The organism is Kitasatospora sp. NPDC005856 (assembly GCF_040629945.1).
Classification (GTDB): domain Bacteria; phylum Actinomycetota; class Actinomycetes; order Streptomycetales; family Streptomycetaceae; genus Kitasatospora.
Window position 1 is genome coordinate 19,144 of record NZ_JBEXWT010000072.1, and the last position, 18,553, is coordinate 37,696.

An 18,553-nucleotide genomic window follows, 5' to 3' on the forward strand; every position below is an offset into this window, starting at 1 on the left:
AACTCCCGGGAGACGTACGGCCCATGAGCACCATCAGCCCCAGCCTCGCCTCCCCCGGCGGTGGCGGCCTGCCCTACCGGCTGGTCGCCACCGACCTCGACGGCACCCTGCTCACCAGCGAGGAGACCGTCTCCGAGCGCACCCGCGCCGCCCTGGCCACGGCCACCGGCGCGGGCGCGCTGCACATCATCGTCACCGGGCGCTCGGCGGTCTGGGCCCGCCCGGTCTTCGACGAGATCGGCTACACCGGGATAGCGGTCTGCGGCCAGGGCGCCCAGGTGTACGACGCCGGCGCGCACAAGCTGCTCACCTCGCTCACCCTGGACCGGCGGCTCGCCGCGCTCGCGATCGAGAAGATCGAGACCGAGACCGGCCCGCTGGCCATCGCCGCCAACCAGGACGGCCTCGACGGCCAGGTGCTGGCCGGCCCCGGGTACGAGCTGCTGATCGGCTCCGACCTGCCGGTCGTCCGGGTCGACCGCGGCGGACTGTTCGACGCCCCGCTCAGCAAGCTGTACATCCAGCACCACGCCCTCACCGACGACGCCCTCGCCGAGGCCGCCCGGCGCGCCGCGGGGGACCTGGTCGGTGTGGTGATGGCCGGCGCCGGCGTCGTCGAACTGCTCCCGCTCGGCCTGTCCAAGGCCACCGGGCTGGCCGTCGCCGCCCGCCGCCTGGGCGTCCGCGCCGCCGACACCATCGCCTTCGGCGACATGCCCAACGACGTCCCGATGTTCGGCTGGGCCGCCCACGGCGTCGCCATGGCCAACGCCCACGAGGAACTCCTCGCCATCGCCGACGCCGTCACCACCAGCAACGACGAGGACGGCGTCGCCGCGGTCCTGGAGCTGCTCTACCCGCAGCGCTGACGCCGCCGGCGGGGACGCGCCCGACGCCCGGCTCACGACCGGAGGACCTCCGGCACCCGGCACCCGGCACCCGGCACCCGGCACCCCCGAGGCGGCCTTCCGCCCCGCGCGGTTCCCCGCGCCCCCGGTGGGGCGCGGAGATCGGTGTCCCTGCCCATCGGCGTGGGGCGACCGGGCGGTGCGGGACTGCCCGTTTTCTGGCGGCAATCGGCGGCGATCGGCGGCGATCAGAGTTGGCCGAGGGTTCACGGGCTGGTCGGAGGCGGGTTGTAGGATGACCGGGCAAGCAGTTGTAGGATGACCGATGACCGGTGTCGAGAAGGGAGGTCCGGCATGAGCGGCGGTTTGCAGGCGGCCGGGCGGCGTTCCCTGGTGGACACCGCCATCGAGCAGTTGCGGGAGCAGCTGGCGGGTGGGGCCTGGCCGGTGGGGTCGCGGATTCCCACCGAGCACGAGCTGGCCGAGCAGCTGGGCGTCGGACGGAACACCGTGCGGGAGGCGATCCGGGTGCTGGTGCACGCCGGGATGCTGGTCTCCCGGCAGGGCGAGGGGACGTTCGTCCGCTCCACCAGCGACCCGGCGTCCGTCCTGCGCGGCGTCCAGCGTTCCGGCATCCGGGACGTCCTGGAGGTCCGTGCCGCGCTGGAGACCGAGGGCGCCCGGCTGGCCGCGCTCCGGCACACCCCCGAGGACATCCGGCGGATGCGCGCCGCGCTGGCCCGTGAGGCCGAGGTGTTCGCGGCGCACCCCGAGCGGGCGAGCCGCGAGGCCACCGTCGAGCACGACCTGGAGTTCCACACCGCCGTCGTCGAGGCCGCGCACAACCCCGCGCTGGCCGAGGTGTACCGCTACTTCGGCGCCTCCGTGCGCGAGGCGATGACCTCCGCCTTCGGCGACCACGAGATGCCCGAGGCCGTCGTCGCCACGCACGAGGCGCTGGTCGACGCGATCGAGAGCGGTGACCCGGACCGGGCCGAGGCCGCGTGTCGCACCCTGCTCGCCGAACCGACCGCGGCCGTCGAGCAGCTGCTCGCGGCCATCGCGGCCCGGAAGTAGGACGGCGCGAGCCTCCCTTCCGCCGTCCGCATCCACGCACCTTCACGAAAGAACAGCACCCCCATGGCCGTCACCCGTGCCCAGCAGCCGGTTGTCACCACTCCCGCCCCGCTCCCCGTCCGGGCCCGGCTGGCCCATCCGCTCCTGCTGCTGACCGGCATCGTGCTGGTCGCGCTGAACATGCGCGCCTGTCTGGCGGCGGTCTCCCCGATGGTCGGCGAGATCCAGCGGACCTTCGGCCTGTCCGCCACCGCGAGCGGGCTGATCACCACCGTCCCGGTGCTGTTCCAGGGTGTCGGCGCCCCGCTCACCCCGCGGCTGACCCGCCGCTTCGGCGCCGAGCGGGTGGTGCTCGGCGCGGTGCTGGTGCTCGGCGCGGGCGTGCTGCTGCGGGTGCTGCCCTCGGTGGCGGCCCTGTACGCGGGCTGCGTGGTGATCGGCGTGGCCATCGCGGTGCTGAACGTGTCGATGCCGGGCCTGGTGAAGCGCGAGTTCCCGGACCGCGCGGCCACCATGACCGGCGTCTACTCGACCACCATGCTGGTCGGCGCCACGCTCGCGGCCGGTACCTCCGTCCCGCTGGAGCACGCGCTGGGCGGCGGCTGGCGGGCCTCGCTCGGTGCCTGGTCGCTGCTGGCGCTGATCGCGGCGGTGGCCTGGCTGCCGCAGGTGCTGCGCTCGCGTCAGGAGCGGCAGGCGGCGACGGCGGCGGCCCCGGCGGGCGCACCGGCCGCCAAGCCGATCGAGGGCATCTGGAAGTCCCCGCTGGCCTGGCAGATCAGCCTCTTCATGGGCATCTCGTCGCTGCTGGTGTACACCCTGGTCGCCTGGATGCCGACCATCCTGGCCGACCACGGCATGGACCGCGGGCAGGCCGGTCTGGTCTTCGCCTACTCCAACCTGGTGCAGGTGGCGGGCGCCTTCCTGGTGCCGCTGATGGCCGGCCGGATGACCAGCCAGCGCGCGCTGGCGGTGACCATGGCCGCCCTGAACGGGCTGGGCATCGCCATGCTGCTGGTCGCGCCGGTCTCGGCCGCGTGGGCGTCGGCGACCATCCTGGGAGTGGCCCAGGGCGGTTCGCTGGGCCTGGGCCTGGCGTTCATCGTGCTGCGCACCCGTACCGCGGCCGGTGCCGCCCAGCTGGGCGGGATGTCGCAGGCGATCGGCTACCTGGTCGCGGCGGCCGGCCCGGTGGGCGCGGGTGCGCTGCGCCAGCTGACCGGCGGCTGGGAGACCCCGCTGGTGCTGATGCTGGCGCTGGTGCTGGTGGTCGGCGCGGCCGGCTGGGGCGCGGGCCGCAACCGCACCCTCTGAGCCACCCGCCACGGGAGCGGAGCAGAAGCAGGGCACAGCGTGGGGCCCCGGACACCTGAGGGTGTCCGGGGCCCCACGCATGTACGGGCCCCACGCATGTACGGGCCCCACGCATGTACGGGCCTCGGCGCCGTACGGGCCTCAGTGCCTGAGGGCTCAGCGCCGTGCCGGGCTCACTCCTCGCCCGCCAGCGTCATCCCGGCCAGCTTCACGGAGGCGAACACCGTCGCCGCGACGGTGACCACCAGCAGCAGCGGCACGGCCGCCCCGAGCGAGACGTCGGAGCTGATCGCGTTCTGCCCGGCGACCGCCTCGCCCACCGAGCGGCCCCACTGCTGGATGCTCAGCGTGCGGGCGCCCTCGACGAAGTTGCCGACCGTCGACTCCCAGATCAGGGCGTACGCGAGCCCGGCCACCACCGCGTGCCGGGTGACGACGCCGAGCAGCAGGAACAGCGCGCTGTACGCGGCGCCGGCGACCAGCACCGCCACGGTGTAGCCGAGCGCCACGCCGTCCTGGGTGCCGACCAGCAGCAGCCCCGCCAGCAGCGTCGGGACGACCGAGAACAGCCAGGTGACGCCGATCGCGACGACCAGCTTGGTGGTGACGATCCGCCACCGGGGCAGCGGCTTGGCGAGCAGGTAGACGATCGAGCCGTCGTCGATCTCGTTGGCGATCACCCCGGTGCCGACGACCAGCCCGAGGATCGGGATCAGGGTGCCGAGGCCGAGCGCGCCGAGGATGTTGCCGGCCGTCTCGTGGGGGTCGGCGCTGGACACGCTCGCGATGGCCGCGACGACCAGCAGCAGGGCGGGGACCACCAGCAGCAGCAGGCCGCGGCGGCGGCCCAGCAGCCCGCGCAGGGTCAGCCTGGCGACGGTGGGGTTCATGGTCGGTCGGCCCCTTCCTGGGCAACAACGGTCCTGGCGGCGACGCTCACGCGCCCGCCTCGCTCGGCAGGGGCGTTCGCCCGTGCGCGCCTTTCGATGATCGGCCCGCCGCGCCCGCTCATGCGGAGACCAGGTAGGAGAAGACGCTCTCCAGCGATTCGTCCGCCGGGGAGACGGTGTACAGCCGGATGCCGGCCTCCCGGGCGACCCTGGGCAGCAGGGTGGTGAAGCCCTGGAAGTTCACCGCTTCGATCCGCAGCGCCCGCTCCCGCTCGTCCACCTCGATGCCGGTGGTGGAGCCGTCGGCGATCAGCGCGGCGGCGAGCCGGCGGTCGTCGCTGGAGCGGACCAGGTAGCGGTGCGGGCGGTCGGTCATCAGCCGGCGGATCCTGCGGAAGTCGCCCGAGGCGGCGTGCCGTCCGGCGACCACCACCTCGATGTGCCGGGCCAGCTGCTCGACCTCCTCCAGGATGTGGGAGGAGAACAGCACCGTCCGGCCGTCCGCGCCGAAGCGGCGCAGCAGGTCCATCAGCTGGAGCCGCTGGCGCGGGTCCATGCCGTTGAAGGGCTCGTCGAGCAGCAGCACGGACGGGTCGTGGACGAGGGCGGAGGCCATCTTGACCCGCTGCTTCATGCCCTTGGAGTAGGTCCCGGTGCGGCGGTCCTTGGCGTAGGCCATCTCCACCAGGTCCAGCGCCCGGCGGGCGGCGGCGCCCGGCTGGGGCAGGCCGTGCAGTTCGGCGTTGGCGAGGACGAACTCCCAGCCGGTCAGGTAGTCGTACATCGACTCCCGCTCGGGCACCAGGCCGATCTGCTGGTACACCTGCTGGTTGCGCCAGATCGGCGCGCCGTCCAGGGTGACGGAGCCGCTGGAGGGGGCCAGGAAGCCGCTCATCATGTGGATGAGGGTGGACTTGCCCGCCCCGTTGGGGCCGAGCAGGCCGGTGATGCCGGGACCGATGGCCATGGTGATGTCGTTGACCGCGACCACGTTCCCGAACCAGCGGGAGACCTTGTCGATGCTGATGGTGGCCATGCCGCCCTCCCCTTAGACACTGCAGTTGAATCAGACACGGCGGTAGCGGCGCAGCAGCAGCCGGTACGAGCCGGCCACCATGGCCACCGCGACGAGCGCGAACACGGCCAGTCCGAGGCCGCCCGGCGCGTGCCGGCGGTCGATGCCCTCGCCGAGCCCGAACAGCTCGTTGACCAGGGACTCCACCAGGTCGGTGGGCGAGATCAGCGACATCCACTGCGCGGTGTCCGAGCCGGTCGTGCCGGGGTTGCTGATCCCGACCGCGGCGGCGCCCAGGGCGGCGCTGACCGCCAGGTAGCCCATGATCGCGGCCACCCCGAAGCCGCGGCGCGGGGTGGCCGCCGCGATCACCAGGGCCACCGAGGTCGGCACCAGCGCGTAGAGGACCGCCGCGACCAGGCCGTACAGGAAGTGCCCGGTGTTGTGCCCGAAGTCCATCCCGCCGAGCAGCGCGCCGATGTAGAGCACCAGCAACGGGGCCGCCATCAGCAGCAGTTGGGCGCAGACCATGGCACCGAACTTGGCTCGGACGTAGTCGGTGCGGGTGATCGGGCGGGAGAAGTAGAGCGGGACGGTCTGGTAGCGCAGGTCCCGGGAGAGCAGCACCGGCGCCTGGGAGGCGAGGAAGACCGAGACCACCAGGCTGAGGACGGAGAGGTAGCCGGCGTACTCGACCGGCAGTTCGTCGCGCTTCATCACGATCGCGAGCGCCACGAAGATCGCCGCGGGCACGGTGACCACGCCCAGCACCAGCATCGGCAGCACCTTGGACTTGCCGGAGCGGCCGAGGCCGTACGCGGCGCGCAGGCTCTGGGTGAAGAGCGCGCGGGTCGCGTAGGAGCGGCCGAGCCGGGGGCCGGTGTAGCCGCGGTAGCCGATGTCGTGGATGACGCCGGTGTCGGCGGACCTGGTCTCAGGAGGCAGCGGCACTGTTCGTCCCTCCCCTGCTCTGCTCGGTGTCCTGGGAGTCGGTGAAGAGTTCGGCGACCCGGTGCCGGCGCTGTTCCAGCCGGACCAGTCCGAGGCCCAGCCCGGCGACGGCGTCGCGGATGGCGTCGTACGTCGACTCGTCGGCCAGCCGGACCAGCAGCTGGTGCGAGCCCTCGGACTGGACGGAGAGGCCGGCCGCGGCGAGCCGCTCGCGGACCGCCGGGCCCGGCTCCAGGCCGTGCCCCTCCGGGGAACGCCCCTCCGGGGAGCGGTCCTCCGGGCCATGGGCCTCCGGGAAGTCGCCGACCTCGACCGCGAGGACGGCCGTCGCCTCGGTGAAGGAGGCGGTGGAGGAGGAGCGCAGCAGCTTGCCGCCGTCGATCACGACCAGGTGGTCGCAGGTCCGCTCCAGTTCGCCGAGCAGGTGGGTGGTGACCAGCACCGAGATGCCGAAGTCGGTGTGCACCCGGCGGATCAGCCCCAGCATCTCGTCCCGGCCGGCCGGGTCGAGGCCGTTGGTCGGCTCGTCCAGCAGCACCAGCTTCGGGTCGTGCACCAGCGCCTGGGCGAGCTTGACCCGCTGCTTCATGCCGGTCGAGTAGCCGCCCATCGGGCGGTAGCGCTCCTCGTACAGGCCGACGTGCCGCAGGGTGTCCGCGGTGCGCTCACGGGCGGCGGTGGCGGGCAGGCCCGCCATCCGGGCCATGTGCACCACGAACTCGGTCGCGGAGACGTCCGGTGGCAGGCAGTCGTGCTCGGGCATGTAGCCGACCTGCGCGCGGATCTCGGAGCCCCGGGTGGCGACGTCCAGGCCGAGGACCTCGCCCCGGCCGGAGGTCGCCGGGGCGAGCCCGAGCAGGATCTTGATCAGAGTGGACTTGCCCGCGCCGTTGGCCCCGACCAGACCGACCACACCCGGCCGCACCTCCACGGTGAGCTGGTCGAGGGCGGTGACGCGGGGAAACCTCTTGGTGAGGCCGTCCGTCGTGATGACAGCTGTGGACACGCGGACCAACGTAACGGTGTTGTGCGGTACGGGTCATGAGCACGAATGACGAGCCCGTCTGCTGCTGCGGTATGACGCCGGGCACCCGCACCCCTAGGGGTTCGGCAAAAAGTGGGCCCACCTGTACCCTTTGTCGAACTCTTGACGTACTTGCCGAAATCTTTGCCGACGGGGGTGCCGGAACAGCGTGCCGGCACGGAGGGGGAGCGAGCGACATGTCTGATCGGGCGACCGCGTTCGACCGGATGATGAACCCTTGGGCCTACGACGCGGACGGGAACCTGACCGCCCAGGCCCGCGCCCAGGAGGCGGCCCGCACCCGGATCAACTCGACCTCGGCGTCGGGCGGCGGGGGCGGGGGCGGCACCGGCTTCAACGCCGACCCCGACGCGCTCACCACCGCGGGGAACAACTCCGACCAGATCCACGGCCGCCTCAACAGCGACGGCCGAGGCGCCGACGAGGCCACCGCCAAGGTCTCCACCGCGCTCGCCAACTGGAGCACCGGCAAGGCCGCGGCGGGCGCCGCCGGCACCTGGGACCAGTGCGTCGCCGCGCTCGGCGGCACCATCGGGCAGACCACCCAGGCGCTGCGCGCCACCGCCACCAACTACCGCCAGAACGAGTCGGCCGTCCAGCACGACCTCGGCGCCTGAGAGGAGAGCTGCGATGGTCGACTTCCACGAGCTCAGCACTGCCGACTTCGGTGTCCTGGACGCCGCCGCCACCGCCTGGACCACCGTGGCCCAGAAGCTCCAGGCGATGGACGGCGACTGGGACACCACGGTGATCGCCAAGGTCAACTCCGCCTGCTGGAGCGGCCCCGCGGCCGACCAGGCCCGCCCCGGCCTGCAGCGCACCAACGAGCAGCTGACCGCCGCCGTCACCGAGGCCAACGCCTTCGCCTCCACCTTCAAGGAGGCGTCCACCGAGTTCAAGGCGGCCAGGACCAAGCTGGAGAAGGCGGTCGCGGACGCCCGCACGGCCGGACTGACCGTCACCGACAACGGCACCGTGAGCTGGCCCCCGGCCGACAACGCCACCCGGCACGACTACGAGGCCATGCGGGACTACCAGAAGGAGTGGGGCGACAAGGCCGAGGCCGCCCGCAAGGCGATCGACGCCGCCGTCGCGGAGGCCGCCGCCGCCGACGAGCGGATCGCCTGGGCGCTGCGCTCCGACAGCATGACGGACGGGCAGAAGTCCTTCAACAGCAAGGCCATCGGCAGCGGCCCCGAGGCGGACGGCAAGCGCGCCGCCCAGCTCGCGGCCAAGGGCGGGGACATCACCGAGCCCGAACTCACCGAGCTGAACTCGCTGTTGGCCTCGCACGGCAACGACCCGAAGTTCTCCACCAAGTTCTACCAGGACCTCGGCCCGGACGGCCTGATCAAGTCCTGGAACGACATGGTCGGCGACCCGGCGCACCCCCGCGACGACAAGTCCCCGCGCTGGAAGGCCTACCAGGACCTCCAGAAGAACCTCGGGCTCACCCTCGCCACCGCCACCCGCACCACCAACGAGCCGCACCTGTCGGACGAGTGGTCCGCCGCGCTGCGCAAGGCCGGCTCCCAGCCGGTCTGGGACAAGCCGTACCGGGCCTCCGGCCTGGACTACGTGCCGTACGGCTACCAGGTGCTCTCCGGCATCCTGATGAACGGGAACTACGACGCCCACTTCATCAACCCGATCGCCGAGCACGTCACCCAGCTCGACACCCAGGACAAGTACTGGCCGGCCCCGCCGCCCGGCTCCAAGATCCAGGGCTTCAACCTGACCGGCGGCGACGAGGCGGGCTCCGGCTTCCGGCCCACCACGGCCGTGCTGGAGGCGCTCGCGCACAGCCCGGAGGCCTCCACCAAGTTCTTCACCGAGAAGCCCACCGCGTACAACGAGGACGGCACGGTCAACCAGGGCGGCAAGCCCAAGCCGGCCGACTACTTCGACTACTACGTGCACGACAAGGACTGGATCCCGGACACCACCTCGCGGGACTCCAAGGTCTGGGACGCGAGCAAGCAGGCCGGGCCGGCCGCGCTCGGCCGCGCCCTGGAGGCGGCCACCACCGGCCACCCGTACGACGAGCCGAGCCCCGTCCCGCCGACCAGGCACACCACCGAGCAGGCCGACCTGATGCAGAAGGTCGTGAACACCTTCGGCAGGGACGGCAACGGCGGGGTGCTGGAGGACATCAAGGGAGACGGCAAGCTCGCCGCGATGCGCGGCAGCCTCGGGCACATGACCGCCGAGTACATCGGGGACGTGCAGAACGCGCTCTCCACCACCCACGCCCTCCCGGTCAACGGTTCCCCGGCCGTCCTCAACCAGTCCAGCGTGACCGGTCTGCTGGACGCGCTCGGACGGGATCCGGAGTCCTACGGCGCGGTGGTCAACGCCAACCAGGCGTACACCACCGCCCTCATACGAGGCCACATGGACAGCGGGCAGACCGACTTCGCCCGGCTCAACGTCGACATCGACAACGTCGCCCACGCCGGCGGGATCACCAGCGGCATCCTCAACGAGGCCCGGGTCGACGAGGTGCACTACCAGCATGCCAAGTCCGACCAGGAGTTCAACGAAGCGCTGGAGAAGAACGTCGGCTACGGCAAGGACGCCTTCAACGCCGTCATCGGCCTGGTGACCGAGAAGGTGCCGGTCGGCGGCGAGATCGCGGGCCAGATCGTCGACTCCATCGCCGAGAGCGTGATCGAGGCCAACAAGCAGGACACCACGGCAGCCGGCAACCAGACGGCACGCGACAACAACGCCGACGGCCGGAACCAGGCGGTGGGCGGCGTCAAACAGGCCATCACGGACGCCGGCGGCAGCTCCGGGATGAGCCAGGAGGACATCAAGCGCCTCGCCGAAAGCGCCGGGATCAGCGTGACGAACGGGTACACCACCGGGGTCACCAACAACCACGTCGGTCACGAGAAGGGCAGCGCATGACGGGGCGCGGAGGACGCTGGGCCCTGCCCGCCGCGGTGGTCGTCGCCGTCGCGGCCGCCGGGACGGTCGGCTACCTGGACTGGCGCGGCCACCGGCCGGTCGAGACGGCCGGTCGGGAGTCGAGCCTGTGCACGCTGCCCACCGGTGACGACACCCCGCTCGGGCGGTTGCTGCCGAGCGGCGGACAGGACGTCGAGGAGAGGTCGCGGGGTCTCACCGCCGACCCGGTGTCCTGCACGGTCCGCGTGGACGGGCGCACCGCGGTCACCGTCTCCGCCGTCTTCCACGACGGCGGGCCCGCCCTCTCCCCCGAAGCCGCGAAGCACCCGGACGCCCGCAGCTTCGACGCGGGCAGCGTGGCCGCCTCCTGGCCCGGCGGCGCGACCGTTTCCGACTACTGCGAGGGCGGGCCGGTCGGCCACGTCCAACTGGTCGTCACCGCCGGTGAGGCGGCCAGGGCCGACTCGGCCGACCGACAGCGGGCGGACCTGGAAGGGATCGCCCGGGACAGGCTGAAGAAGAGCAGGAAGGACGTCTGCCGGTGAAGCGCTTCCGACTGGTGATCGCGGGTTCGACGGCCCTGCTGCTGGGCGGTGGCCTGCTCGGCTGGCACGTGTACCTCGACCGCACCGAGTACCGGCCACCAGCTGTCGACCTGTCGCACGGGGAGTGCCGGGGCACCCTCGACGCCCCGGGGTTCGCGGCGCTGATGGGGCACACGCCCCGGGTCTTCGTGGAGACCGGGTTCCGCGTTCCGGCACGGGACGGCGTTCCCGGTCTGGACTGCCGGGTCGAGGGCCAAGGCGGACGGGTGCTCCAGGTCATGGCGGCCAGCGCCGCCTACCCCGGCAACGGCCTCGACGGTGAAGTCTCCTTCGGCTGCACTTTGAACGGCAAGAACGAGCCCTACCGGGCCGCTCTCAGGTTCAGCCCCGACTTCCCCTCCGCCGACCGCCCCGACCGGACACGCGTGACCGAGCTCCTGACCGGCTTCGCCAAGCGCGCCGCCCAGGAACTGGGCTGCGCGAACGGCGCCGAATCGGTCACCGAAGGGTGAGCCGGCCGGCGCCGCTCCCGGCGGCCGCCGGCCGTGGGCCCACCTGCCGTGGGCCCGTCGACTGCCGGCCCGTCAGCTGTGGGCCCGCTCCCACAGCTCGGTGACCTTGCCGGAGGCGTCGATCGCCACCTTGTAGTCGCCGGCCGAGCAGGGGTAGGAGCCCTTCTCGTTGTGCGGCGAGGCGAGGCACTCGGTGACGTGCTTCACCAGGTCGGCCAGGTTGACGTCCTTCGGCGGGGCCAGCACCGAGCTCAGGTGGCCCTTGGCGGTGGGTGCGAACGGGGCGCTCTTGTCGGCGCCGACCGGCTCGAAGACCACGTCGTTGACGCCACAGGCGTCCTTGGTGTCCTTGTAGACCAGGGTCGTCGCGCTGGTGCCCTTCGCCGGGTAGACCCACTTCTGCCCGGCGGGCAGCGGCCCGTGGGTGCAAAAGCCCTCCGGCTCTCCGTCGGCGGACGGCGTGCCCGTCGCGGCGGGCTTGCCGGTCCCCGCGGGCTTACCGCTCGGCGCCTGACTCGTGGCGCCGGCCGGGGCGGCGGTGGGCGCGGCGGAGGCGGCGCCGGTCGACCCGTTTCCCGCGCCCTGGTCCGACGAGTCGTCCGGGCCGCAGGCGGCCAGGCCGAACGCGGCGGCGGCGACCAGGACGGTGGCGAGCAGTCTGCTGGAGCTGGAAGAAGGCATGACGAAGGAACCCCCGTGGTGACGCATGATCAGTTGTACGGTGCGGCGGACAGACTAGCGCCCCGGGCCGACGCCCGGGGCGCCGACGGGGGCGCCGGCGGGGGCGCCGGCGGGGCTCAGCCCAGCCTGGCCAGCCCCTCGGTGGCGATCTCCTCGAAGACGGCGAGGTCGTTCTCGAAGATCGAGTCGGGGATCGGCCAGTGGATCACCAGCTCGGTGATGCCCAGCTCCCGGTAGGTGCCCGCCCAGTCGACGAAGGCCTCCACCGACTGCAGCGGCTTCTCCGCGGTCGAGCCCTGGAGCAGCACCTTCTCCAGCGTCGCGACGTCCCGGCCCCGGGCCTCGCAGGCGGCCGTCAGCTTCCCGATCTGCTGCGCGATCACCGCGGGCGCCTGCTCCACGGGCACGTCCGCCGGGCCCTTCGGGTCGCCGTACGTCACCCAGCCCTGCCCGTGCTCGGCGGCCAGCTTCAGCCCGCGCGGGCCGGTCGCCGCCACGTAGAACGGCAGCCGCGGGGTCTGCACGCAGCCGGGGATGTTCCGCGCCTCGACCGCCGAGTAGTACGCCCCCTCGCGGGTCGTGGCGTCGTTGCGCAGCAGCTCGTCCAGCAGCGGCACGAACTCCCCGAGGCGGTCCGCCCGCTCCCTCGGCGACCACGCCTCCTGCCCCAGCGCCGTCGCGTCGAAGCCCGTCCCGCCGGCCCCGATCCCCAGCGTGAACCGCCCGCCGGAGACGTCGTCCAGCGTGATCAGCTCCTTCGCCAGCGTCACCGGGTGCCGGAAGTTCGGCGAGGACACCAGCGTGCCCAGCCGCAGCCGCTCGGTGGCGCAGGCCGCCGCCGTCAGCGTCGGCAGCGAGCCGAACCACGGCTCGTCCTGGAACGACCGCCAGCTCAGGTGGTCGTAGGTGTAGGCGGTGTGGAAGCCGAGTTCCTCGGCCCGCCGCCAGATCTTCTGCCCCTCGGCCCATCGGTGGATGGGCAGGATAACGGTACTCAAGCGCATGTAGTGACGATACGCGCGCGGATCGGCGGGGTTGCGGACCGCCCGCCAGACGTCACGAGCAGGTCGGCTACCGTGACGCCTCATGGGCACGTTGAGCAGGCGAGAGCTCGCCGCGCTGGTCGATGAGGCGACGGTCGACACCTACGACGAGCACGAGGAGGTGTCGGGTCTGTTCGCCGCCGTCGAGGAGAACCTGGCGGTGCCGTTCAGCACTGTGGTGCTGGGCGTCGAGGTGACCGTGCGCGGCGTCGACCTGTCGCGGGACGGAAGGATCGTCGCCCTGTGCGCCCGCGGCGGATTCCGGCAGACGGTCGGGCTACTGGACCTTCCGTTGCCGGACCCGGCGCCGGACGGAGCGGAGTGGGTCGAGGCATATCGCTACTACTGGGCGCAGTGAGCGCTGGAACGATCAGAACCAGGAGGGCTTCCATGGCTGTCGTCGTACGGAGTGAGGACGAGGCGTCGTTGCGAGGCCTGATCGAGCGGTGTGCCGAACTGAAGGGCGAACTGGTCGAGTTCGCTCAGAGTGCGCGGTTCGACCGGTGGTTGACTCCCCTCCTGCTGGAAGCAGCGGGCCCTGAGCGGCAGTTGGAGGAGGGCGAGGCGATTCGGATCATCGACCACTTCATCCTGCGGTACCGCCTGCCGGACGGTGCGACCGTGGTGGACCGGTTCGTCGCCGGGCGGCGGGACCTGACCGAAGCCGACCGGGCGATGCTGCTCGGCTGGCGTGACCCGGTCGAGGGCATCTTCGAGATCCGTCGCAAGGACGGGGACGCCGTCGTCCTGCTGAACCTGGTCGACGACCTGGAGTACCGCACGTACTCGAACGTCGGGCGGGCGGCCTTTCGAGGAGTGGCCAAGGGAAGTTTCCTCCTCACCTGCCTGGTGCCCGTCCACTCGGCCGACGGGGCATGGCTGATCTCCGGGGCGATGTCGTCCTACCCGAAGGCCAGTGCTACCGAGATCGCCCAGGCCGCACTTCAACTGGCCACCACTCAGCCCGAGCTGGTCTTCCGCAACCCCGAGAAGATCGAGCAGGGATGGCGCTCGATGCGCGAGGACCGGGCCGGGTTCATCGAGTTCTGCGGCAGCGACGAACTGATCCTTCTCCCTGCCGAAGCCGAGGAACGGCTCAACGCCTACTACCGGCACCGGCAGGAAGCTTCCGTCGCCGAGCATCCCGACCGAGCCCGGGACAGGCGGCTCCCCGGTCTGGCCTTCCCGGCCTTCGAATTGCCGCGAGGACTCGCGGAATCGGACACAGTCGGCGTGATCTACGACGAAGTCGACGGGCTCAACTTCTACCCGGACTACGGGATGCTGCGGGACCTCTTCGCCGACCCGGCCCTCGCCGGCCGCAGGCACCACCAGGACCTGCTGCGGGTGTACCTGCGCGAGGAGTCGATCGCGCCACTGCCGGTCCGCCGCTTGGCCGCTGCTCACCCGGAGACGGTCGACGCGGTGTTCCGGAAACTGCTGCGGAAGCCCGAATTCACCTGGAGCGAGCACGGAGAAGCCCTGCTGCGTCGGCGCAAGCCCCGGTACTACGCGCAGGAGCCCCGCCCCGGCGTTTCCGTGATCGGCGAGCGCCTCGGCGAACTCGCCGCCGGCGCCGGACGACAGAAGTTCACCAGGGCGCGGCGTGTGCCGGGTCGAGTCGGCCACCCGTAACCGCGTCGGCTCTCGGTAGTCAGTAGCGACCCATGTGCGGCATGGCCTTCTCCGCCGGCTCGATGATTGCCTGTGCTTTCGGCAGATCTCCCCTGACCTCCTCGGGGGTGACCGGCGGAGCTTCGGCAGATCGGTATTCGCTCTCTCCCCCCGCAGCCGCTCGGTGGCGCACGCCGCCGTCAGCGTCGGCAGGGAGCGACCGTACGCGTGTGATCCGGCGGATGAGGTTGTGAGCAACCCGCGATGACGACACCCGCGCTACCGCTGGCGCGGCGCCATGAGGGCACTGGGCAGGGCCGAGCTCAAGGCCCTGATGGTCCACGGCACCGTCACCGCGGCTGCGATCCGACTGTGGTCGAGCTCCTGACCGCGTCTCAGCGCGTGGGCTCGGCCAGGAGCAACGCGTTGAGGGTGGCGTAGTCGAAGCCGCCCTCCAGCGTGGTCGTCGTGCCCTTCTCCAACAGTTCGCGGGCGGCCCGGCGGGCCAGCCCGTACGCCGCCTCGGCGATGGAGGATCCCGCGCTGATGCGGGCGGCTCCCGCCTCGGCGAGCTCGGACACCGGGAGTGCACCGGGGCCGGCCAGGACGTTCACCGGCAGGGATTGGGAGCCCACCAGCGTCCTGACCGTCTCGGCGTCCGGTGTGCCGAGGACGAAGATGCCGTCCGCGCCGGCTGTCGCGTAGGCGCGGGCGCGGGTGAGGGTTTCGTCCAGCCAGGTCGTGCGGTCACCGGGCGGCAGGCGGTGCGTGTCGATGCGGGCGTTGATGAACAGCGGGACGCCGGTCTCGTCCGCGGCCCTGCGGGCGGCTGCGATCCGTTCGGTCTGCTCGGCGACGGGACGCAGGGTGTCCTCCAGATTGATCCCCACGGCTCCGGCCGCGAGGACGCCTCGAACGGTCTCGGCCACGCCGTCCGGGTCGGTCGCGTAGCCGCGTTCGATGTCGGCGGTGACCGGTACGTCAACGGCGGCCGTGATCCGGGCGAGCGCGCCGAGCGCCTGGTCGCGGGTCAGGTGATCGCCGTCGCCGTGGCCGAGTGACCAGGCGACCCCGGCGCTGGTGGTCGCGATCGCCCGGGCGCCCGCCTCCGCCACCACACGGGCGGAAGCGCCGTCCCATGCGTTGGGCAGGATCAGCGGCGTGCCTGGTACGTGCAGGGAACGGAACGTCTGTGCCAGATCGAGAAGTGTTGCCATGGGCAGCATTGCACCACGCGAGCCAGATGAGCGATCAGGGTGTCGACGCCGTGGTCCGCCGGACAGGGCCTACTGCTGTGACCGGCAACGTTCGCCGGATCGGCGGTGATGGCGCCTGAACCGGTTGGACGGGGAACGTCCGATTGGGCGCGAGGAGGCCTGCGCCGGCAGCTCGGCCACCTGCGTGCGGCTTCTGCGCGGCGGACCCCCGGGGGCGTGGCGGGGAGCGGGGGGAGCGGCCGCGTCTTCGGCGGCTCCTCCCGGTCGACGAGCTCGGTCAGGCGGTCTCGATGGGAAGGCCGGCCTCGACCCAGTCCGTCGGCGCCTTCATGGAATGAGTCCGCAGCTCAGCCTGCGATGGGTGAACGAGGCTTGACCGAGGACACCAGCGTGCCCAGCCGCAGCCGCTCGGTGGCGCAGGCCGCCGCCGTCAGCGTCGGCAGCGAGCCGAACCACGGCTCGTCCTGGAACGACCGCCAGCTCAGGTGGTCGTAGGTGTAGGCGGTGTGGAAGCCGAGTTCCTCGGCCCGCCGCCAGATCTTCTGCCGCTCGGCCCATCGGTGGATGGGGAGGATCACGGTGCTCAGTCGCAGGCCCCCGACCCTACGTGGGCGGGGGCGTGCCGCGCGGCGGTGCTAAGGGTGCGGGCTGGTGCGTTGGGCGGGGAGGGAGGGGGCGCTGGTGCGGCGGGCGAGTTCGGCGAGGGTGTGGAAGAGGACGTCGCCGAGCAGGACCGGATCGCGCGAGGCGTCCGGGGCCTGCGGGTCGCGGGTGTCGGGGCGGGCGCTGGAGGGCGGCTGGTCGCGGAGCTGGCGTGTGGGCATGGCTCTTCCTGCCGACGGGGTGGCCGTGAGCGGTCATGCCCGGCGCGACCACCGGGGCACCCCCCGGCCGGACGATCGGCCGGAAACGGCGTACGAAGGGCTTGATCACGGCGGGGACGGCCGGTGGCCGCGCGGTCCGGGCCGGTGACCCGGCAGCGCCGATGGGCGAAGATGGACCGGTGACCGAACCCCGTACCGCGCCCCGTCTCGTCGCCACCGACCTGGACGGCACCCTGCTCTGCTCCGGTGGCACCGTCACCGACCGCACCGCCGCGGCGCTGGCGGCGGCCGAGGCGGCCGGGGTGCAGGTGGTGTTCGTGACCGGGCGGCCGCCGCGCTGGATGCAGCAGGTGAGCCCGCACATCGGCGGCCACGGGGTGGCGATCTGCTCGAACGGCGGCGCGGTGGTGGACGTGCGGCGCGGCGAGCTGCTGGAGGTCTTCCCGCTGCCGGTGGAGACCACCCTGGCCGTGGTCGAGGCGCTGCGGGCCAAGCTGCCCGGCACCGCGTTCGCCTTCGAGCACCCGGGCGGCTGGGCCCGCGAGCCCGGGTACGCGGTGCCGATGTGGGGCGACGAGCTGGAGCACGCGGTCGGCACCGCGGAGGAGCTGCTGGGGACGGGCGGACCGGTGCGGGACCTGTTCAAGCTGCTGGCCAAGCACCCGGACCTCGACCCGGACAAGTTCCTCGCCGAGGCGAGGGAGGCGGCCGGGGACCTGGCCGAGATCACCCGCTCGGCGGCGATCCCGCTGCTGGAGATCAGCGCGCCCGGCGTCACCAAGGCCAGCACGCTGGCCCGCTGGTGCGCCGGGCGCGGGATCGACCGGAGCGAGGTGGTGGCCTTCGGCGACATGCCGAACGACCTGGAGATGCTGGCCTGGGCCGGCACCGCGTACGCCGTCGCCAACGCGCACCCGCAGGTGCTGGCGGCGGTGCCGCTGCACACCGTGAGCAACGAGCAGGACGGCGTCGCGGCGGTGCTGGAGGAGCTGCTCGGGCTCGTCTGAACCGGCGGCCCCTCCAGCGATGCGGCCGCCCGGCCGGTGTCGGCCCGGCGGGCGACGGGCGACGGGCGACGGGCGACGGGCGACGGGCTAGCCGAAGCGGCCGTTGACGTAGTCCGAGGTCCGCTGGTCGCGCGGGCTGCCGAAGACCTGCTCGGTCGGCCCGGCCTCCACGATCCGTCCCGGGGTGTCGTGGGTGGCCAGGAAGAACGCGCAGGTCTGCGAGACGCGCTGGGCCTGCTGCATGTTGTGGGTGACGATCACGATGGTGAGCCGCCCGCGCAGCTCGTCGATCGTCTCCTCGACCCGCCGGGTGGAGGTCGGGTCGAGCGCGGAGCACGGCTCGTCCATCAGCAGGATGTCCGGCGAGACGGCCAACGACCGTGCGATGCACAGGCGTTGCTGCTGGCCGCCGGAGAGCGCCCCGCCCGGGGTGTGCAGCCGGGTGGACACCTCGTCCCAGAGCCCGGCCCGGCGCAGGCTGGTCTCCACCAGGTGCCGGCGCTCCTCCTTGGACACCTTGATCCCGGCGAGCTTGAGCCCGCTGGAGACGTTGTCCTGGATGGACATCGCCGGGAACGGGTTGGGCCGCTGGAACACCATGCCGATCCGGCGCCGCACCTCGGCGGGCCGGCGGCCGGGCCGGTAGACGTCGTCGCCCTCCAGCAGCACCTCGCCGGAGAGGGCGGCGCCGCGCACCATCTCGTGCATCCGGTTGAGGATCCGCAGGTAGGTGGACTTTCCGCAGCCGGACGGGCCGATCAGCGCGGTGACCTCGCCGGCCGGCATCGCCAGCGAGACCCGCTCCAGGACCTTGCGACTGCCGAACCAGGCGGAGACGTCCCGGGTCTCCAGTCCGGCGAGCGGCTGGCCGTCGGGCTGCCCGCCCGCGTACTGCGCGCCCGTGTACGGCCCGTCGGCGTACTGCCCGTCGGCGTACGGGGCGGCGGCGACCGGGGGGATGGTGAGGGTGTCGGCGGCCGGGTCGGCCGGTGCGGGGTCCACCGGCGGGGTGTCGGTCAGTGGTGCGTCGGTCATCGGAACGGTCCTCCGGGCGCGC

20 protein-coding genes are annotated in these 18,553 nt (G+C 72.5%); 10 read left to right on the forward strand and 10 right to left on the reverse strand.

Annotated features, from left to right (window positions below; genetic code table 11):
• Window positions 1-23 precede the first annotated feature (23 nt).
• From ABZ449_RS31645 to ABZ449_RS31655, 3 genes are all read left to right on the forward strand, one after another.
• Window positions 24-869 (forward strand): HAD family hydrolase, encoded by an 846-nt coding sequence (locus tag ABZ449_RS31645; RefSeq protein ID WP_360353027.1) that lies wholly within the window; start codon window positions 24-26, stop codon window positions 867-869.
• 333 nt (window positions 870-1,202) lie between these two features.
• Window positions 1,203-1,925, forward strand: a complete 723-nt coding sequence (locus ABZ449_RS31650) for a FadR/GntR family transcriptional regulator (RefSeq protein WP_360353029.1) — start codon at window positions 1,203-1,205, stop codon at window positions 1,923-1,925.
• 63 nt (window positions 1,926-1,988) lie between these two features.
• The gene (locus ABZ449_RS31655) at window positions 1,989-3,239 is read left to right on the forward strand and encodes an MFS transporter (protein WP_360353031.1); all 1,251 of its coding nucleotides are present in this window, start codon (window positions 1,989-1,991) and stop codon (window positions 3,237-3,239) included.
• A 173-nt stretch (window positions 3,240-3,412) separates the two neighbouring features.
• Here the strand turns inward: ABZ449_RS31655 and ABZ449_RS31660 are convergent, their stop codons facing one another.
• From ABZ449_RS31660 to ABZ449_RS31675, 4 genes are all read right to left on the reverse strand, one after another.
• Window positions 3,413-4,129 (reverse strand): ABC transporter permease subunit, encoded by a 717-nt coding sequence (locus tag ABZ449_RS31660; protein ID WP_360353033.1) that lies wholly within the window; start codon window positions 4,127-4,129, stop codon window positions 3,413-3,415.
• A 118-nt stretch (window positions 4,130-4,247) separates the two neighbouring features.
• Window positions 4,248-5,165 carry an ABC transporter ATP-binding protein gene (locus ABZ449_RS31665; protein ID WP_360353035.1) on the reverse strand — a complete coding sequence of 306 codons (918 nt, stop codon included), beginning with the start codon at window positions 5,163-5,165 and terminating at the stop codon, window positions 4,248-4,250.
• A gap of 30 nt (window positions 5,166-5,195) precedes the next feature.
• The gene (locus tag ABZ449_RS31670) at window positions 5,196-6,095 is read right to left on the reverse strand and encodes an ABC transporter permease (protein ID WP_360353037.1); all 900 of its coding nucleotides are present in this window, start codon (window positions 6,093-6,095) and stop codon (window positions 5,196-5,198) included.
• Window positions 6,079-7,101, reverse strand: a complete 1,023-nt coding sequence (locus ABZ449_RS31675) for an ABC transporter ATP-binding protein (protein ID WP_360353039.1) — start codon at window positions 7,099-7,101, stop codon at window positions 6,079-6,081. Before ABZ449_RS31675 ends, ABZ449_RS31670 begins: the two co-directional genes overlap by 17 nt.
• Window positions 7,102-7,316: 215 nt before the next feature.
• Between ABZ449_RS31675 and ABZ449_RS31680 the strand changes: the two genes are divergently transcribed.
• From ABZ449_RS31680 to ABZ449_RS31695, 4 genes are read left to right on the forward strand one after another with little or no spacing between them, the layout of a single operon-like run.
• Window positions 7,317-7,757, forward strand: coding sequence for a hypothetical protein (locus tag ABZ449_RS31680; protein ID WP_360353041.1), 441 nt, complete (start codon window positions 7,317-7,319; stop codon window positions 7,755-7,757).
• Window positions 7,758-7,770: 13 nt separating this feature from the next.
• Window positions 7,771-10,053 carry a hypothetical protein gene (locus ABZ449_RS31685; RefSeq protein ID WP_360353043.1) on the forward strand — a complete coding sequence of 761 codons (2,283 nt, stop codon included), beginning with the start codon at window positions 7,771-7,773 and terminating at the stop codon, window positions 10,051-10,053.
• Window positions 10,050-10,598: a hypothetical protein gene (locus tag ABZ449_RS31690; protein ID WP_360353045.1), complete on the forward strand. Its 549-nt coding sequence runs from the start codon at window positions 10,050-10,052 to the stop codon at window positions 10,596-10,598. The genes ABZ449_RS31685 and ABZ449_RS31690 overlap by 4 nt, the downstream gene beginning before the upstream one ends.
• Window positions 10,595-11,110: a hypothetical protein gene (locus ABZ449_RS31695; protein ID WP_360353047.1), complete on the forward strand. Its 516-nt coding sequence runs from the start codon at window positions 10,595-10,597 to the stop codon at window positions 11,108-11,110. The genes ABZ449_RS31690 and ABZ449_RS31695 overlap by 4 nt, the downstream gene beginning before the upstream one ends.
• A 72-nt stretch (window positions 11,111-11,182) precedes the next feature.
• Here the strand turns inward: ABZ449_RS31695 and ABZ449_RS31700 are convergent, their stop codons facing one another.
• Window positions 11,183-11,791: a hypothetical protein gene (locus tag ABZ449_RS31700; protein ID WP_360353049.1), complete on the reverse strand. Its 609-nt coding sequence runs from the start codon at window positions 11,789-11,791 to the stop codon at window positions 11,183-11,185.
• A 116-nt stretch (window positions 11,792-11,907) separates the two neighbouring features.
• Complete coding sequence (locus ABZ449_RS31705) at window positions 11,908-12,795, reverse strand: LLM class flavin-dependent oxidoreductase (protein ID WP_360353051.1); 888 nt, start codon at window positions 12,793-12,795, stop codon at window positions 11,908-11,910.
• 82 nt (window positions 12,796-12,877) lie between these two features.
• Between ABZ449_RS31705 and ABZ449_RS31710 the strand changes: the two genes are divergently transcribed.
• The gene (locus tag ABZ449_RS31710; protein ID WP_360353053.1) at window positions 12,878-13,192 is read left to right on the forward strand and encodes a hypothetical protein; all 315 of its coding nucleotides are present in this window, start codon (window positions 12,878-12,880) and stop codon (window positions 13,190-13,192) included.
• A 32-nt stretch (window positions 13,193-13,224) separates the two neighbouring features.
• A complete protein-coding gene (locus tag ABZ449_RS31715) occupies window positions 13,225-14,469 on the forward strand; it encodes a hypothetical protein (protein WP_360353055.1) in 1,245 nt (414 codons plus the stop codon).
• Between the two features lie 374 nt (window positions 14,470-14,843).
• On the opposite strand, the gene ABZ449_RS31720 is transcribed toward ABZ449_RS31715, so the two are convergent.
• The 3 genes from ABZ449_RS31720 to ABZ449_RS31730 all read right to left on the reverse strand — a co-directional run bounded on the left by ABZ449_RS31720 (window position 14,844) and on the right by ABZ449_RS31730 (window position 16,489).
• Complete coding sequence (locus ABZ449_RS31720) at window positions 14,844-15,674, reverse strand: isocitrate lyase/phosphoenolpyruvate mutase family protein (protein WP_360353057.1); 831 nt, start codon at window positions 15,672-15,674, stop codon at window positions 14,844-14,846.
• Between the two features lie 338 nt (window positions 15,675-16,012).
• The gene (locus tag ABZ449_RS31725) at window positions 16,013-16,258 is read right to left on the reverse strand and encodes an LLM class flavin-dependent oxidoreductase (RefSeq protein ID WP_360353075.1); all 246 of its coding nucleotides are present in this window, start codon (window positions 16,256-16,258) and stop codon (window positions 16,013-16,015) included.
• A 42-nt stretch (window positions 16,259-16,300) separates the two neighbouring features.
• The gene (locus ABZ449_RS31730) at window positions 16,301-16,489 is read right to left on the reverse strand and encodes a hypothetical protein (RefSeq protein WP_360353059.1); all 189 of its coding nucleotides are present in this window, start codon (window positions 16,487-16,489) and stop codon (window positions 16,301-16,303) included.
• 179 nt (window positions 16,490-16,668) lie between these two features.
• Here ABZ449_RS31730 and ABZ449_RS31735 point away from each other — a divergent pair, with 179 nt between their 5' ends.
• Window positions 16,669-17,496, forward strand: a complete 828-nt coding sequence (locus ABZ449_RS31735) for an HAD family hydrolase (RefSeq protein ID WP_360353061.1) — start codon at window positions 16,669-16,671, stop codon at window positions 17,494-17,496.
• An 87-nt stretch (window positions 17,497-17,583) separates the two neighbouring features.
• On the opposite strand, the gene ABZ449_RS31740 is transcribed toward ABZ449_RS31735, so the two are convergent.
• Window positions 17,584-18,531, reverse strand: a complete 948-nt coding sequence (locus ABZ449_RS31740) for a phosphate ABC transporter ATP-binding protein (RefSeq protein ID WP_360353062.1) — start codon at window positions 18,529-18,531, stop codon at window positions 17,584-17,586.
• Window positions 18,532-18,553: the final 22 nt, after the last annotated feature.